General features: G+C 69.1%; 15 protein-coding genes and 1 tRNA gene. 11 read left to right on the forward strand and 5 right to left on the reverse strand.

Features of this window, described 5'->3' with window-relative positions; translation table 11 throughout:
* Positions 1 to 32: 32 nt before the first annotated feature.
* The 4 genes from QF046_RS16665 to QF046_RS16680 all read left to right on the forward strand — a co-directional run bounded on the left by QF046_RS16665 (position 33) and on the right by QF046_RS16680 (position 4,235).
* Positions 33 to 1,505 carry a malate:quinone oxidoreductase gene (locus tag QF046_RS16665; protein WP_307371968.1) on the forward strand — a complete coding sequence of 491 codons (1,473 nt, stop codon included), beginning with the start codon at positions 33 to 35 and terminating at the stop codon, positions 1,503 to 1,505.
* A gap of 10 nt (positions 1,506 to 1,515) precedes the next feature.
* Positions 1,516 to 2,148, forward strand: a complete 633-nt coding sequence (locus QF046_RS16670; protein ID WP_307371970.1) for a thymidine kinase — start codon at positions 1,516 to 1,518, stop codon at positions 2,146 to 2,148.
* A 61-nt stretch (positions 2,149 to 2,209) separates the two neighbouring features.
* Complete coding sequence (locus tag QF046_RS16675; RefSeq protein ID WP_307371972.1) at positions 2,210 to 2,950, forward strand: FadR/GntR family transcriptional regulator; 741 nt, start codon at positions 2,210 to 2,212, stop codon at positions 2,948 to 2,950.
* A gap of 25 nt (positions 2,951 to 2,975) precedes the next feature.
* Positions 2,976 to 4,235, forward strand: coding sequence for an alpha-hydroxy acid oxidase (locus QF046_RS16680; RefSeq protein WP_307371974.1), 1,260 nt, complete (start codon positions 2,976 to 2,978; stop codon positions 4,233 to 4,235).
* Between the two features lie 149 nt (positions 4,236 to 4,384).
* Here QF046_RS16680 and QF046_RS16685 read toward each other — a convergent pair whose 3' ends face one another.
* The 4 genes from QF046_RS16685 to QF046_RS16700 all read right to left on the reverse strand — a co-directional run bounded on the left by QF046_RS16685 (position 4,385) and on the right by QF046_RS16700 (position 9,213).
* Positions 4,385 to 5,158, reverse strand: coding sequence for an HAD-IIB family hydrolase (locus tag QF046_RS16685; protein WP_307371976.1), 774 nt, complete (start codon positions 5,156 to 5,158; stop codon positions 4,385 to 4,387).
* A gap of 353 nt (positions 5,159 to 5,511) precedes the next feature.
* A tRNA-Pro gene (locus tag QF046_RS16690) sits at positions 5,512 to 5,585 on the reverse strand.
* A 59-nt stretch (positions 5,586 to 5,644) separates the two neighbouring features.
* Positions 5,645 to 6,583 carry a metallophosphoesterase gene (locus tag QF046_RS16695; protein WP_307371978.1) on the reverse strand — a complete coding sequence of 313 codons (939 nt, stop codon included), beginning with the start codon at positions 6,581 to 6,583 and terminating at the stop codon, positions 5,645 to 5,647.
* Positions 6,580 to 9,213: a transglycosylase domain-containing protein gene (locus QF046_RS16700; RefSeq protein WP_307371980.1), complete on the reverse strand. Its 2,634-nt coding sequence runs from the start codon at positions 9,211 to 9,213 to the stop codon at positions 6,580 to 6,582. Before QF046_RS16700 ends, QF046_RS16695 begins: the two co-directional genes overlap by 4 nt.
* Positions 9,214 to 9,295: 82 nt before the next feature.
* Here QF046_RS16700 and QF046_RS16705 point away from each other — a divergent pair, with 82 nt between their 5' ends.
* Together QF046_RS16705 and QF046_RS16710 are read left to right on the forward strand one after the other, a co-directional pair.
* Positions 9,296 to 9,520 carry a hypothetical protein gene (locus tag QF046_RS16705; protein ID WP_307371982.1) on the forward strand — a complete coding sequence of 75 codons (225 nt, stop codon included), beginning with the start codon at positions 9,296 to 9,298 and terminating at the stop codon, positions 9,518 to 9,520.
* A complete protein-coding gene (locus QF046_RS16710; protein WP_307371983.1) occupies positions 9,517 to 9,975 on the forward strand; it encodes a RidA family protein in 459 nt (152 codons plus the stop codon). The genes QF046_RS16705 and QF046_RS16710 overlap by 4 nt, the downstream gene beginning before the upstream one ends.
* A 110-nt stretch (positions 9,976 to 10,085) precedes the next feature.
* Here the strand turns inward: QF046_RS16710 and acs are convergent, their stop codons facing one another.
* On the reverse strand, positions 10,086 to 12,056 hold the full coding sequence (gene acs, locus QF046_RS16715; protein ID WP_307371985.1) for an acetate--CoA ligase: 1,971 nt from the start codon (positions 12,054 to 12,056) through the stop codon (positions 10,086 to 10,088).
* Between the two features lie 372 nt (positions 12,057 to 12,428).
* Between acs and QF046_RS16720 the strand changes: the two genes are divergently transcribed.
* The 5 genes from QF046_RS16720 to QF046_RS16740 are packed head-to-tail and all read left to right on the forward strand — an operon-like array spanning position 12,429 to position 15,333.
* Positions 12,429 to 13,430, forward strand: coding sequence for a TadA family conjugal transfer-associated ATPase (locus QF046_RS16720; RefSeq protein WP_307371987.1), 1,002 nt, complete (start codon positions 12,429 to 12,431; stop codon positions 13,428 to 13,430).
* A complete protein-coding gene (locus QF046_RS16725; RefSeq protein ID WP_307371989.1) occupies positions 13,424 to 14,329 on the forward strand; it encodes a type II secretion system F family protein in 906 nt (301 codons plus the stop codon). The genes QF046_RS16720 and QF046_RS16725 overlap by 7 nt, the downstream gene beginning before the upstream one ends.
* A 51-nt stretch (positions 14,330 to 14,380) precedes the next feature.
* Positions 14,381 to 14,584 (forward strand): DUF4244 domain-containing protein, encoded by a 204-nt coding sequence (locus tag QF046_RS16730; protein ID WP_307371991.1) that lies wholly within the window; start codon positions 14,381 to 14,383, stop codon positions 14,582 to 14,584.
* Complete coding sequence (locus QF046_RS16735; RefSeq protein ID WP_307371992.1) at positions 14,584 to 14,961, forward strand: TadE family type IV pilus minor pilin; 378 nt, start codon at positions 14,584 to 14,586, stop codon at positions 14,959 to 14,961. Before QF046_RS16730 ends, QF046_RS16735 begins: the two co-directional genes overlap by 1 nt.
* A 45-nt stretch (positions 14,962 to 15,006) precedes the next feature.
* Positions 15,007 to 15,333 (forward strand): helicase, encoded by a 327-nt coding sequence (locus QF046_RS16740; protein WP_307371993.1) that lies wholly within the window; start codon positions 15,007 to 15,009, stop codon positions 15,331 to 15,333.
* The last annotated feature ends 6 nt before the right edge of the window (positions 15,334 to 15,339 follow it).

Below are 15,339 nucleotides of genomic sequence, written 5' to 3' on the forward strand. Positions count from 1 at the left end.
GCGGCATGGATGCTGACGGCTAGACTTGTCTGGTGACTGAAACCGTCGATGTCGTTCTGATCGGTGGGGGCATCATGTCCGCCACTCTGGGTACCCTGCTGCACGAACTGCAGCCGGACTGGAAGATCGTCGCCTACGAGCGACTGAGCGACGTCGCGCTGGAGAGCTCCAACCCCTGGAACAACGCCGGCACCGGCCACGCAGCGATGTGCGAGCTGAACTACATGCCGCAGGCGGAGGACGGTTCGCTGGATCCTGCCAAGGCGATCTCGATCAACGAGCAGTTCCAGCAGAGCCGTCAGCTCTGGTCGTCGCTGGTCGAGCGCGGCGTGCTCGACGCACCGTCCACGTTCATCAACTCCACGCCGCACATGACATTCGTGCGCGGGGAGAAGGACGTCGCCTTCCTGAAGGCGCGCTATGAGGTGCTCAAGAAGCAGCCGCTGTTCTCCACCATCGAGTACAGCGAGGACTCCCGCGTCATCAACCAGTGGGCGCCGCTGCTCATGCAGAAGCGCATCAAGGGCGAGCCGTTCGCGGCGACCCGCGTGGCCGCCGGTACGGATGTCGACTTCGGCGCCCTCACCCACCAGCTCTTCGCGCACCTGGGCGACTCCGGCGTGGACGTGCGCACCAACCACGAGGTGAAGAGCCTCAAGCGCCAGAAGGACGGCACCTGGCTGGTCAAGTACCGTCGCACGCTCGGACGCACGCCCGGTGATGTCAAGGCGAAGTTCGTCTTCGTCGGCGCCGGCGGCTGGGCGCTCAAGCTGCTGCAGAACAGCGGCATCCCCGAGATCGAGGGCTACGGCGTCTTCCCGATCGGCGGACAGTTCCTGAAGACCAGCAACCCCGCCGTCGTCGCCCAGCACAAGGCGAAGGTGTACTCGCAGGCCTCCGTCGGCGCCCCGCCGATGTCGGTGCCGCACCTCGACGCGCGTGTCGTCGACGGCGAGTCCTCACTGCTGTTCGGGCCGTTCGCGACGTTCAGCCCGAAGTTCCTCAAGAACGGCTCGATGTTCGACATCGTCTCGCAGGTGCGCGCCCACAACCTCTGGCCGATGCTGCGCGTGGCCGTCGCCAACCCCGACCTGATCACCTACCTGGTCAGCGAGCTGGTCAAGACCCACAGCAAGAAGGTCGACAGCCTGCGCACGTTCATGCCGACCGCGAAGGACGAGGACTGGACGCTGATCCAGGCCGGTCAGCGCGCCCAGGTGATGAAGAAGGATGCCAAGAAGGGCGGCGTGCTGCAGTTCGGCACCGAGGTCATAGCCTCGGAGGACGGCTCGATCGCAGGGCTCCTCGGCGCCTCGCCTGGAGCGTCCACGGCCGTGCCGATCATGCTCGGACTGCTGGAGCGCTGCTTCCCGGAGCAGTTCCCGGCCTGGCAGCCGGCGCTGAAGGAGCTGATCCCGACGCTGGGGCAGACCCTCAACGACCGGCCCGAGGTCGCCGAAGAGTCGATGAGCGAGACCGCTGCGACGCTGTCGCTCACGGCCTGACGGAGCCACCGTGGCGAAGCTCTACTTCCGCTACGGCGCGATGAACTCCGGCAAGTCGACCGCCCTGCTGCAGGCCGCGTACAACTACGAGGAGCGCGGCCAGCGCGTGCTGCTCGCCAAGCCCGAGATCGACACCAAGGGCGCCTCGCAGATCGAGAGCCGACTCGGCATGACCCGCGAGGTGGACTTCCTGATCGGCGCGGGCGATGACGCACGGGCGCTGTTCAGCGCTCAACGCGCGCGTGTGCAGCGCGAAGGCGACGAGGAGCTCTTGCCCGCCGACCGCCCGAGCGACGTCGCGTGCCTGCTGATCGACGAGGCGCAGTTCCTCACCGCCGAGCAGATCGACGACCTGTTCCGCATCGCAGTGCTCGACGGCATCCCGGTGATGGCATACGGCATCCGCAACGACTTCCGCACCCACGCGTTCCCAGGCTCCGCCCGTCTGCTGGCGATCGCGCACTCCCTCGAGGAGCTGAAGACGATCTGCCGATGCGGACGCAAGGCGGTGTTCAACGGGCGCAAGGTGGGCGGCCGGTTCGTCTTCGACGGCGACCAGGTCGCGATCGACGGCGTCGCGGTCACCTACGAGTCGCTGTGCGGGAACTGCTACCTCGAGGAGTCCGGGGGAGTGCTGGGATAGCACCCCGGCTTGCGTGGTCTGACCACACCGGATAACCTGTGGTCAGACCACAGGAGGACGGATGTCGGAGTCGAAGGCGATACCAGGTGAGCCGACCGCGACCCAGCGCGCCTGGCGCACCGTTCTTGCGCGCATCGAGAGCGATCTGCTCGACGGCACGCTCGGGCCCGGTGACCGGCTTCCCTCCGAGCGCGACCTCGCCGCTGAACTCGGCGTCGGGCGCTCCAGCGTGCGCGAGGCCCTGCGCGTGCTCGAGGTCATGGGGCTGATCCGCACCGCGACCGGTTCAGGGCCCCAGGCGGGCGCCATCGTGATCGCGGCGCCCTCCGGGGGCATGTCGACCCTGCTGCGCCTTCAAGTGGCCGCACAGGGCTTCCCGCTGGCGGATGTGGTGCAGACCCGGCTCGTGCTCGAGGATGCCGTGGCGGCGCGCCTCAGCGCCGACCCGCAGCGCGACTTCGCCGGCGTCCGCGGCATCCTGAACGCGATGGATGCCGACGATCTCACCGCCCCGGAGTTCCTCGTGCTCGATGCCGAGCTGCACTACGCGCTCGCCGAGGCATCCGGCAACACCGTCATCGCGGCGATGATGGCGGGCCTGCGCACCGCCATCGAGTCGTACGTCCTGGAGGGCTCGGCCCGCATCGACGACTGGGATGCCATGGCATCCCACCTGCGCGCTGAGCATCACGAGATCGTCGACGCGATCGAGGCGGGCAGGACGGATGCCGCACGCGACCTCGTCCGCGCCCACATCACCGGCTATTACACCGCCGCCGGGCTCGTGCCCGGTGCGCACTGACACGACCCACCAGAGAGGAGCACCCATGGTCCAGCGCCAGATGCCCAACCCCGCCGAACTGCTCGAGCTGATGAAGTTCAAGAAGCCCGAACTCAACGGCCGCAAGCGACGCCTCGACGCCGCGCTCACGATCAACGACCTGCGCACGATCGCCAAGCGCCGCACCCCGAAGGCCGCCTTCGACTACACCGACGGCGCCGCCGAGGGCGAGCTGTCGCTGGCCCGCGCCAGGCAGGCGTTCGAGGACGTGGAGTTCCATCCCGGCATCCTCCGGCCCGCGCCGACCGTCGACACCTCGGTCGAGATCCTCGGCGGACCGTCCGCGCTGCCGTTCGGCATCGCGCCCACCGGATTCACCCGGCTCATGCAGACCGAGGGCGAGACCGCAGGTGCGGGAGCCGCGGCCGCCGCCGGCATCCCCTTCACCCTGTCCACACTGGGCACCACCTCGATCGAGGACGTGAAGGCCGCCAACCCGCACGGGCGCAACTGGTTCCAGCTGTACGTCATGCGCGACCGCGATATCTCCTACGAGCTCGCCCGCCGAGCGGCGGCCTCCGGGTTCGACACCCTGCAGTTCACGGTCGACACCCCGGTCGCCGGCGCCCGCCTGCGCGACAAGCGCAACGGCTTCAGCATCCCGCCGCAGCTGACCCTCGGCACGATCATCAACGCGATCCCTCGGCCATGGTGGTGGTACGACTTCCTCACCACGCCCAAGCTCGAGTTCGCCTCGCTCAGCACGACCGGCGGCACCGTCGGCGAACTGCTGGACGCGGCCATGGACCCCACGATCAGCTACGACGACCTGGCCGTCATCCGCGATATCTGGCCAGGCAAGATCGTCATCAAGGGCGTGCAGAACGTCGAGGACTCCGTGCGGCTGAAGGACGCCGGTGTCGACGGCATCGTGCTCTCCAATCACGGCGGGCGTCAGCTCGACCGCGCGCCGATCCCGTTCCGCCTGCTTCCGCACGTGCGCAAGGCCGTCGGCGACGATTTCACGGTCATGGTCGACACCGGCATCATGAACGGCGCCGACATCGTGGCATCCGTCGCCCTCGGCGCGGACTTCACGCTCATCGGACGCGCCTACCTGTACGGCCTGATGGCCGGCGGACGCGAGGGCGTGGACCGCACCATCGCGATCCTGCGCACCGAGATCGAGCGCACCATGCGTCTGCTCGGCGTCTCCTCGCTCGCCGAGCTGGAGCCGGGGCACGTCACGCAGCTGGCGCGGCTGGTGCCCGTCGCCGGTGCGGCATCCGAGGCCGCCGTCCGCTGACGTCCCGCGGCGATGCCACATGTCCCAGTAGCGGTGGGTCGCGATGCTGCGCATCCGCCGCTTCTGGGACACGGTGGCTGACCGGGCGCAGAACGGGCGGGTCGACGGATGCCTGACCCGCCGCTGCTGGGACACTGCTCCGGATGCGATCAGCGGGCGACGGGCGCCGGCAGCGTCTCCAGCAGCGCATCGAGCTTGTCGGCGGTGTCCTGCCAGCCCTCGACGGCCACAGAGGGCACGCCGATCGCGAGCACGGGGTAGTCGTTGCCGCCCTCGTCCAGCCGGTCGCCGTAGAAGAGCATGTCGGTGAGCGCGATGCCGGTGTGCTCGGCGAGCTGACGCATGCCGAACGCCTTGTCGATCCCCGCGCTCGTGATGTCGATCGAGGTGGAGCCGCCCGAGCGCACCTCGAGACCGGGCAGGCGCGCCGCGACGGCATCGCGCAGCAGAGTGCGCTTCGCGCCATCAGGATCCCAGGCGTGCTTCGCCTCGCCCGGCGCCTGCTGGCCGAGGGCCGAGAACGTGATCTGCGAACCGCGGTCCTCGAGGATCTCGCCCCACGGCTCGCTCTCCCACAGGCCCAGACGTTCGGCCTCCTCGCGCAGGGCGGTGAGCGCGGCCGACTTCTCGTCATCCGTCAGATCGTGTGCGTAGACGGCGCTGAAACCGGCCCCGTCATGACGCAGGTAGCGAGTGCCGCACGTGGGCAGCAGATGCAGCCGGGACAGATCGGATGCTGCCGCGTCGGCCAGCTGCGCGATCACCTGCGTGCGGAACTGGTCCTCATTGCCGCCCGAGATGATGGCGACCTCCACGCGCTGCAGCAGAGCCAGCAGCAGGCCGGCGATACGGGCATCGATCCGTGCCTTGGAAGGCGCGAGCGTGTCATCGAGGTCGAAGGCGACCAGGCGAGGTGTCGTCATGATGAATTCAGGATATCGGAGGGGGCTGTGGGGATGGCGAGGGGGCCTCGGAGGCTGCACCTGCGCCGGCATCCGTTCGCCCGGTGCAGGGGTGGGCGGGAGGGTGGGTGCTCGCCGCTTCGCGGCATCGCGGAGGGCTCGGGACGTCTCGCCGCTGGCGCGGCTCCCCTTGTAGACCGTCTTGCGACGGGGTGCGTCCCCACCGCGCCCTCCACCCGCCGCTCGTCATGGAGACTCGTTGCGTCGGGTGTTCGGCGGCGGGCGGAGCCTCCTGCGCGGCGGGGCCCCGCTGTAATCGCTCGCGCATACGCAGAAGGACCCGCCCTGGAGGGCGGGTCCTTCTGCGTATGCGGTCGGGGTGACAGGATTTGAACCTGCGGCCTCTTCGTCCCGAACGAAGCGCGCTACCAAGCTGCGCCACACCCCGCTGTTGCAACCGTTCGAGTCTACATGTCGCGGGCCGCAACTCCGAATCGACGCGTGCGATCAGGCCGACCGCGCCGTCAGCGTGAGCAGCGTCGCCTCAGGACGGCAGGCGAAGCGCACCGGCGCGTAGATCGAATGCCCGCATCCGGCGCTCACATTCAGCGGCACGGTGCGCCCGCCATGGCTCCAGGTGCTCAACCCCTTGGCCTGCTTGAGAGGGATGTCGCAGTTCGCGACGATCGTCCCGTAGCCGGGAAGGCAGACCTGGCCGCCGTGGGTGTGGCCGCCGAAGACGGCATCCGCTCCGAAATCCACGAACCGGTTCAGCACCCGCTGGTAGGGTGCGTGCGTCACGCCCAGGACGGATGCATCGGACGGGCGAGACCCGAGCCCGGCCAGTGCATCGGGCAGCACGTCCAGCTCATCCCAGTCGCGGTGCGCGTCATCGACGCCGAAGAGGTCGACAGTGTTCCCGGCGACGTCCAGGCGCGCCGCGGCGTTGTTCAGGCCCTGCCAGCCGAGCTCCGCGGTGAAGAAGTCGTCCATCGCATCCGTGTCCAGAAGTTCGGGCTCACGGTGCTTCTGAGATGGCCCGCCGAAGTACTTCAGCGGATTGCGGGGCGAGGGCGCCTGCACGTCGTTCGAGCCGTGCACGAAGACACCCGGGATGCCCGCGAGAGGAGCGAAAGCCCGACGGATGCCGACCAGCCCGTCCCGGTGGCCCAGATTGTCACCTGTGTTCACGACCAGGTCGGGCTCGAGCTCTGCGAGCGAGGCCAACCAGTCCTGCTTGCGATGCTGCCAGGGCGCCATGTGCGCGTCCGACAGGTGCAGTACGCGGATCGGACGGCTTCCCGGGGTGAGCGCAGGGGCCGTCACCTCCCGGACCGTGAACAGATAGCGCTCGATGCCGATGCCCCACACAGCCGCAGCAGCACCAGCGGCCCCCACCGCGCCGAGCGCGATGAGGGCCGGGTGTGCTGACCGGTCAGAGGTCAATGCCCGTCTCCGCAGACGAGCATGATCTTCGTCCCGGCCGGGACCTCGGAGTCCGCTCCCGGGTTCTGTCCTGTCACGTCATCGCCGCCCTTGCATCCTGCGCCGTCCACCGAGAGCCCGGCATCCTCAAGGGATTTCTTCGCCTGGGAGAACTTCGCCCCGGTGACGTTCGGTACCTTGACGGAAGGGGGCGCGGGTGCCTTGCCCGTGCTCGGCATCAGAGTGACCGTGGTGCCGCCGGGAACGCTGCCTGCGCCCGGAGTCTGCTCGGCGACCAGGCCGGCTGCGACCGTGCTGTCGACGGGGGTGCCGAGCTGCACGGAGAAACCGGCATCCTCGATGATGGTCGTCGCCTCTTCGACGGACTTGCCGATGACGCTCGGCAGTTCCTTCAGGACATTCCGCGTGAGGTTCTTGTCCGGGGCGGGGAACCGTTCGGCGGGGTAGAAGCGGTCGGCGGCGCGCTGAAGGTCGCGTGCGAGCGGGTACCGGATGTTGTTGAGCCGGGTACCGTTCGCCTGGAAATCCCTCAGCGCCTTCTGGCCGGTGACGTTTCCGACCCAGACAGCGGTCGCCACCCTCGAGCTCGACTCGACGAGCATGGTGTGCTCCAGCTCGGCCGTACCGGTCTTGCCGATCACCTGGGTGCCGTCGTTCGGGTTGGCGCCCGCGCCCGTACCGCCCTCCATCACACCGCGCAGAGCGAAGGCAGCAGTCGCGGCGACCTCGGGAGAGATGACCTGCGTGCAGCTGGTCTTCGGCAGATCCATCTCCTCGCCATCCGCTCCGATGATCTTGTCGAGTGCACGCGGCTCGCAGAAGATGCCCTTGTTGGCCACCGTGGCGTACGCCCCGGCCATCTGGATCGGCGCGATGGACTTAGAACCGAGCACCGTCGGGAACGGGTCGTTCGCGTCGGTGTGGACGCCGTCCTTCACGGAGTCCTTCAGCACGTTGTTCCCGTCGAGTCCGTAGGTGGTCACGTCGCCGCCGTCGCCCCAGTGCACGCCCAGGCGCTTAGCCATCTTGTTGATGTCGCACAGGTCGAGCTGCTGGGCCATCGCCAGGAATCCGGTGTTCAGCGATGCGGCGGTGAAACGCCGCACGTTGCTGACCGAGCCCCGACCCTGGCCGAAGTTGCCGACCACTTCGGTCTGGGTGTAGGTGCCGCCGCATTGCGAGAACTTCCCGAAGTTGCGAACCCGTCCATCGAGCACCTCGTTGACGGAATGGCCGTCCTCCAGCCACTGCAGCAGGGTGAACAGCTTGTATGTCGAGCCGGGACCGAATCCCGAGCCACCCGAATGGTATTTGTCGGCGGCGAACACCTGCGACGACTGCCCGTTGGCCAGGCTTGCGCCCGCCGATTCGTTGAACGATGTGTTCTGAGCGATCGCGAGGATGCGACCCGTGTTGGCCTCGATGGATACGCCGGCGCCGCCGAGCACGATGCCTTCCATCTTGGCGGGCACGCGCTTGTGCATGGCCTCGACGGCAGGCTTCTGCACGCGCATGTCGAGCGAGGTGTAGATCTTCAGGCCGCCACGCTGGAGCATGTCGCGACGCTCTGCAGACGTCTTGCCGAAGGCAGGGTCCCTCTTGATGATCGATGTGGCGTACTGGCAGAAGTAGGCCTGGTCGCCGGCGCCGCCGCACCCCTGCGTGGTCGGATGGATGTTCGGTGAGATGGGCAGGGCCACGGCATCGTCGTGCTGCTGCTTGGTGATCTTGCCGTCCTTGAGCATGCGGTCGAGCACGTAGTTGCGACGCAGCTTGGTGTCGGCGTAGCCGCTTTCCTCGGTGTTGCGCACCTTGCCGGTGCTGTCGGTCCAGGTGCCGGTCTTCTTGTCGAAGCGGAAGCGATTCGGATTCTGCACCATACCGGCCAGGGTGGCGGCCTGGTCGAGCGCGAGATTCTTGGCGGTGGTGCCGAAGTAATAGTTCGCCGCCGCCTCGATGCCATAGGTCTGACCGCCGAAGTTGGCGACGTTCAGGTACCCCAGCAGGATATCGTTCTTCGAGAAGTCCTTCTCGATCTGGATCGCGTAGCGCATCTCCTGCAGCTTGCGCTCCACGCCATCGGCGCCCTTCGCATTGGTGGCATCGGTCCAGCACTTCGCGAGCTCGGCCTCGTAGCCATCACCCGGCTTGGCGTCCTGTTCGCACTGCTGGATCAGCACGTTCTTGACGAACTGCTGGCTGATCGTCGAGGCGCCGCGAGACGAGGTCTGGCGCAGGTTGTCGACGACGGCCTTGACCGTGGCGCCGAGGTTCACCCCACCGTGCTCGTAGAAGCTCTTGTCCTCACTGGAGAGCACGGCGTCGTACAGCAGCGGCGAGACCTGGTCGAACGTGACCGGCACGCGGTTCTGGTCGTAGAACTTCGCCAGCTCGAACGGCTTGCCGTCCTCGCCCGTCCCGTAGACCACGGTCGGCTCCATCGGCGTCCCGGGGGTGAGGCTGTCGGGCAGGTTCTCGAAGATCGAGAGCGCCTGGGATCCGGACACGCCCGCGATGGCGATGGCGGGAGTGACAGCGGCGGTCGCCAGCACACCGGCGACTGCGCTCAGGCCGACCAGGCCCAGCAGCCCGCCGAGGACGCCCTTCACCGTGCGATTCTTTTGAGGCATACGCTTGATGCTAAGGGATTTCCCTGAATAGAAGCCTCGATGGGCGGCATCCGCTGCGCCCTCGTCGACCCGCAGGAGTGCCATGACCACGTGGGAGTATCTGACCACCCCGCTGCTGATCCACAACACCGCCGCGATCCTCAACAACTGGGGAAAGCAGGGCTGGGAGCTCGTCCAGGTGGTGCAGGGCCCGGAGGGCGGCCTGGTCGCCTATCTCAAGCGCCCCGCCACGACCGATCAGGCGACCAACGCCGGCCTCGCCGCAGCCGCAGAAGCATCACGCCAGTTCGAGGGAGACAGCAAGTGAGCATCGCCACCCGCCTGGAGGAGCTCGGCATCGAGCTTCCCGCCGTCGCCGCCCCGGTCGCCGCCTATGTGCCGGCCGTCGTGCACGGCGGACTCGTCTACACCTCCGGCCAGCTGCCCTTCGTCGGCGGCGCCCTGCCGGAGACCGGGAAGGTCGGCGCCGAGGTCGACGCGGATGCCGCCAAGGGTTACGCCCGCACCTGCGCACTGAACGCACTGGCGGCTGCGGCGGCTGCGGCCGGCGGCGTCGACCGCATCGCCGGTGTGCTGCGGGTGGGCGGCTTCGTGGCATCCGATCCCGCCTTCACCGGCCAGCCCGGCGTCGTCAACGGCGCCAGCGAGGTGCTCGGCGAGATCTTCGGCGACGCCGGCAAGCACGCCCGTGCCGCAGTCGGTGTCGCAGTGCTGCCGCTGGACACCCCGGTCGAGGTCGAGGTCACCTTCATCCTCGCCTGAACTCACCTTCACGCCGTCGGCGTGGATCAAAAATGCACCCCGGAACGTATTCCGGGGTGCATTTCTGATCCAGCCTGCGACTTCGGCGCGCGCTGGCAGTTCGCGTCTGCCTACTTGACCTGCTTCGAGATCGTGCTCATCACCAGGGTGTCGGCAAGCGTCGTCGTGTCGCCGACCTCACGGCCCTCCGCGACGTCGCGCAGCAGGCGGCGCATGATCTTGCCCGAGCGGGTCTTGGGCAGCTCGCCCACGATGTACACGTCACGGGGGCGTGCGATCGGGCCGATCTGCTCCCCGACCCACGCCCGCAGCAGGGCAGTCAGGCCCTCGGGGGAGTGCTCGTCGAGGTAGCTCTGCTTGATGATCACGAATGCCACCACGGCCTGGCCGGTGGTCTCGTCCGCGGCTCCGACGACCGCGGCCTCGGCGGTGGCCTCGTGCGCCACCAGCGACGACTCGATCTCGGTGGTCGACAGGCGGTGGCCCGACACGTTCATCACGTCGTCGACGCGGCCGAGCAGCCACAGGTCGCCGTCCTCGTCCAGCCGAGCACCGTCACCGGCGAAGTAGTAGCCCTTGTCCTGGAACTTCTCCCAGTAGGTCTCCTTGAAGCGCTCCGGATCGCCCCAGATCCCCCGCAGCATGGCGGGCCAGGGTTCGGTGATCACCAGCAGGCCGCCGTTGCCGTTGCCGACCTCGTTGCCGTCGTCGTCGGTGACATCGATCGAGATGCCGGGGATGGCCACCTGCGCGGATCCCGGCTTGGTGGCCGTGACTCCCGGCAGCGCCGACACCATCATCGCGCCGGTCTCGGTCTGCCACCACGTGTCGACGATCGGTGCGCTGTTCGCGCCGATCACCTCGCGGTACCACATCCACGCCTCCGGATTGATGGGCTCGCCCACCGAGCCGAGCAGGCGGATGCTGGACAGGTCGAACTTCTGCGGGATCTGGCGGCCGAGCTTCATGAACGAGCGGATCGCGGTCGGCGCGGTGTAGAAGATCGTCACGCCGTACTTCTCGATCAGCTCCCACCAGCGACCCGGGTGAGGTGCATCCGGAGTGCCCTCGTACATCAGCTGGGTCGCGCCGTTGGCCAGCGGGCCGTACGCGACATAGGAGTGTCCGGTGACCCAGCCGATGTCGGCCGTGCACCAGAACACGTCGGACTCCGGATGCAGGTCGAACACGTACTTGTGGGTGAACGCAGCCTGTGTCAGGTAGCCGCCGGTGGTGTGCAGGATGCCCTTGGGCTTTCCGGTCGTGCCGGAGGTGTAGAGGATGAACAGCGGGTTCTCTGCGGGGAAGGACTGCGGCTCGTGCTCGGCGGATGCCGCCGGAACCGCGTCGTGCCACCAGATGTCGCGGCCCTCGGTCCAGTCGACCTCGTTGTCGCCGCGCTTGACGACGAGCACATGCTCGACGCTCTGCTGCTCGCCCTCGCCGTTGCGGTCGCTGAGCGCCTGATCCACGGCGGGCTTGAGCGCGGAGACCTTGCCCTTGCGCCAGCCGCCGTCGGCCGTGATCACCAGCTTGGCGCCGGCGTCGTCGATGCGCGAGCGCAGGCTGTCGGCGCTGAAACCGCCGAACACGACGGAGTGGATGGCGCCGAGACGTGCGACGGCCAGCATGGAGATGACGGCCTCGGGGATCATCGGCAGGTAGATCGCGACGCGGTCGCCCTGGCCGATGCCGAGGTCCGTGAGCACGTTCGCGGCGCGCTTGACCTCGTCGGTGAGCTCGGCGTAGGTGATGCTGCGGGAGTCGCCCGGCTCACCCTCCCAATGGATGGCGACGCGGTCGCCATTGCCGGCCTCCACGTGGCGGTCCAGGCAGTTGTAGGCGACGTTCAGCTCGCCGTCGTCGAACCACTTCGCGAACGGCGGGTTCGTCCAGTCGAGGACCTGCGTGAACGGCTTGCTCCATGCGAGCAGGTCGCGGGACTGCTCGCCCCAGAAGGCCTCGCGGTCCGCAGCGGCGCGCTCGTACAGCGCCGGGTCGTCGATGGTCTGGGCGACGAACTCCTCGGACGGCGGGAACTTCCGCGACTCATCGAGGAGGTGGTCGATCTGGCTGCTCATGGCACTTCGCTCCTTTGCGCGGGCTGGTGGACGCGTGGGGGCGCGTCCGTGACACGGCGAATCTAGTCGGATGCCACGTGCCGGGCCTACCGCCGAAAGTCGGTAGTGCGTCTCGTTTGCGTCGTCCATCCCGCGTGCATACACTGACCTCAGCCGAATCTTATTCCGGCTTCAGCGCGCCCGATACCCCTTTGCGCGGCGCGCGCGTGGGCGGCATCTCATTCCCCCCGTGAGGTGCCGCCCTTTCGCATCCCCGAGGTCTGTGCGCCGGATGCGGGCATTCCTCCTGCACCGCGGTGGATCCTGCCGGCTTGTCCACAGGCGCCGGGAACAGTGCTCCGCGGCGTCCGCACGACGACCTACCGTCGTGGCATGCCAGATCCGTTCGTCCTCCGTCCTCGCTCCGCCGTGGGCCGCGCGCCCGACGCGTCGGCGCCGATGGCCGTCGACCCGGCCTTCGGTGCGCTCGCCGAGCACGTGCGCGACGAGCGCGTCACCGACATCTTCGTCAACGGCACGCAGGGGCTCTTCGTCGACCGAGGAGCGGGAGCCGAGCAGATCCCGGACTGGCGTGCCTCCGAGCGGGAGGTGCGCGATCTCGCGGTCGCCCTGGTGGGCGCCGGAGGCCGGCACCTGGACGACCAGTCACCCTGCGTGGACGTGCGACTGGACGACGGCATCCGCGTGCACGCCGTCCTCGCGCCGATCGCCACGTCGGGCACGGCGCTCTCCATCCGCGTGCCGCGCGTGCTGGGGGCCGATCTGGACGCGCTCGCGCGATCGGGAACGTTCTCACCGGCGCAGCGCGCGTGGCTCGGCAGGCTGGTTGCCGAGCGTGCGAACATCCTCATCACCGGAGGCACCGGCACGGGCAAGACCACCCTGCTCGCGGCGCTGCTGTCGGAGACGGGTCCGGGGGAGCGCATCGTCACGATCGAGGATGTCGCCGAGCTGCGGCCGCGGCATCCGCATCACGTCGCGCTCGAGGCCCGGCAGCCGAACCTCGAGGGCGCGGGCCGGATCACCCTCGCGATGCTCGTGCGCGAATCGCTGCGCATGCGCCCGGACCGGCTCGTGGTCGGTGAGTGCCGAGGCGAGGAGGTGCGTGAACTGCTGACCGCTCTGAACACCGGACATGACGGCGGAGCCGGCACGCTGCACGCCAGCGGATTGGTCGATGTCCCCGCGCGATTGGAGGCGCTGGGTGCCCTGGCGGGCATGGATGCCACGGCGCTGGCGCGCCAGGTGGTCAGCGCCTTCACGATCGTGCTGCACCTGGAGCGCTCCTCCGACGGGCGACGGCGCATCGCGCACGCCGGCAGGTTCGTCCTCGCCGACGACCGCCTCGGCATCGAGGAGGTGGCGCCGTGGTGAGGGGGCTGCGCCGGCGGGTGCCGGATGCCGGGACTGACGCCGCGGATGCCGCCGCGACCGTGCGCATGCTGGCCGTGCTGCTGCAGGCGGGGACGCGACCTCCTGCCGCCTGGCGACACCTCGCGGATGCGGGCGAACCGGTCGCCGTGCGCGTCGTCGAGCGCTGCGCGGACGGTGTCGAGCTCGCCGGCGCTCTCGATGCAGAGGGCGGCGCCTGGAAGGATGTCGCCGCGGCCTGGGAGATCGCCACGGTCGTCGGCGCGCCTCTGGCGGAGGTGCTGGGCTCGCTCGCGGAATCGATGCAGGACGCGGCATCCGCGGCCGATGATGTGCGCATCGCGCTCGCCGAGCCGGCGGGCACCGCACGGCTGCTGCTCTGGCTGCCGTTCGCGGGACTGCTGCTCGGCTTCGCGCTCGGCTTCGACACGATCGGCGTCCTCGTCACCAACCCGTTCGGCACCGCGTGCGTGATCGTCGGACTGGCGCTGGTTCTGATCGCGCGGTGGTGGACGGGGCGGATGGTGCGCACTGCCCAGCCGCGTGTCGGCACGCCCGGAATGCGCGCCGACCTCGTCGCCGTCGCGCTCTCCGGAGGCGCGGGGATGCCGCGGGCGCTGCGCCTGGTGGAGCAGTGCACCGCCGAGCTGATCGATGACGTCACCACGACCCAGGCGGTGCTCGAGCTCTCCCGCAGTGCGGGAGTGCCTGCGGGCTCGCTGCTGCGCGCGTCGGCTGCCCGGCTGCGGCAGGAAGCGCGCGTACAGGGACGCATCCGTGCCGCTCGTCTGTCATCGAAGCTGCTGCTCCCGCTGGGCGCCTGCACCCTGCCCGCGTTCCTGCTGCTCGGCGTCGCGCCGCTGATGCTCAGCGTGCTCGGCTCCACGCCCCTGCCCATCTGAACCTGCCCCAGCCCCGGGACGAGAAGCGTCCCCGAAAGAAAGAAGAAGCACATGGAAGAGAACGACCTGCCACCGCTCACCCGCAGACGCGCCGCACGGCTGTTCGCCGATGAGACCGGCGCCGCGACGGCGGAGTACGCGATCACCACGATGGCGGCCGTCGCCTTCGCGGGACTGCTGGTGGTGATCATGCGATCCGACGAGGTGCGGGGCATCCTCACCGACCTCATCCGGCGGGCACTGACGGTGTCCTGATGCGAGCGGCCCGGTGCGGACGCCTCGCTCGCGGGCTCAGCGTCCGGCTCGGCGGTGATCGGGGATCCGTCGCCGCCGAGCTCGCGGTCGCCCTGCCCGCGGTCGTGCTCGCGCTGCTGCTGGGCGTCGGCGCGCTCGGTGCCGCGGCCACGCAGGTCGGCCTGCAGGATGCCGCGGCCGATGCCGCCAGACTGCTCGGTCGAGGCGAGGCCCCCTCCCGCGCGGCCGGCGTCGTTCACGCGGTCCACGATGCACGGATGGCGTCCCGCGAGGCCGGCGACCTGGTCTGCGTCACGGCATCCGCCGACTTCCGGGTCGGCCGGCTCATCAGCATCCCGCTGCACGCGCAGAGCTGCGCCCTGTCGGGCGGCCTGTGAACCCGGGTGGGGCCGACGAGGTCTTGAGAGAAAGGAGTCCATCTGATGGCAGGAACCGCGCTCGCCGCCGGCGTCCTGACGGTGGCCGCGACCCTCTCGCTGGGACTGGCGGCCGTCGGCGGTGCGGCCGTCACGGCGCAGCGGACCGCCGGCGCGGCGGATGCGGCAGCTCTCGCGGCGGCCGACGCGGCATCCGGCGCCGTGATCACCGACGAGGATCCCTGCGGTCTGGCGGTCCGAGTCGCTGCGGCTTCCGGCGCGACCGTGGCTGCATGCACGGTGCGCGGCCTCACGGCGACGGTGGAGGTCCGTACCGCGTACGCTGGTCTCGTCGCCGTCTCCCGCGCCCGAGCTGGGCAACCCGAGGGCTGACGCGAT

Origin of the sequence: Microbacterium sp. W4I4 (genome assembly GCF_030816235.1) — a bacterium.
In the GTDB taxonomy this organism is placed as follows: Bacteria; Actinomycetota; Actinomycetes; order Actinomycetales; family Microbacteriaceae; genus Microbacterium.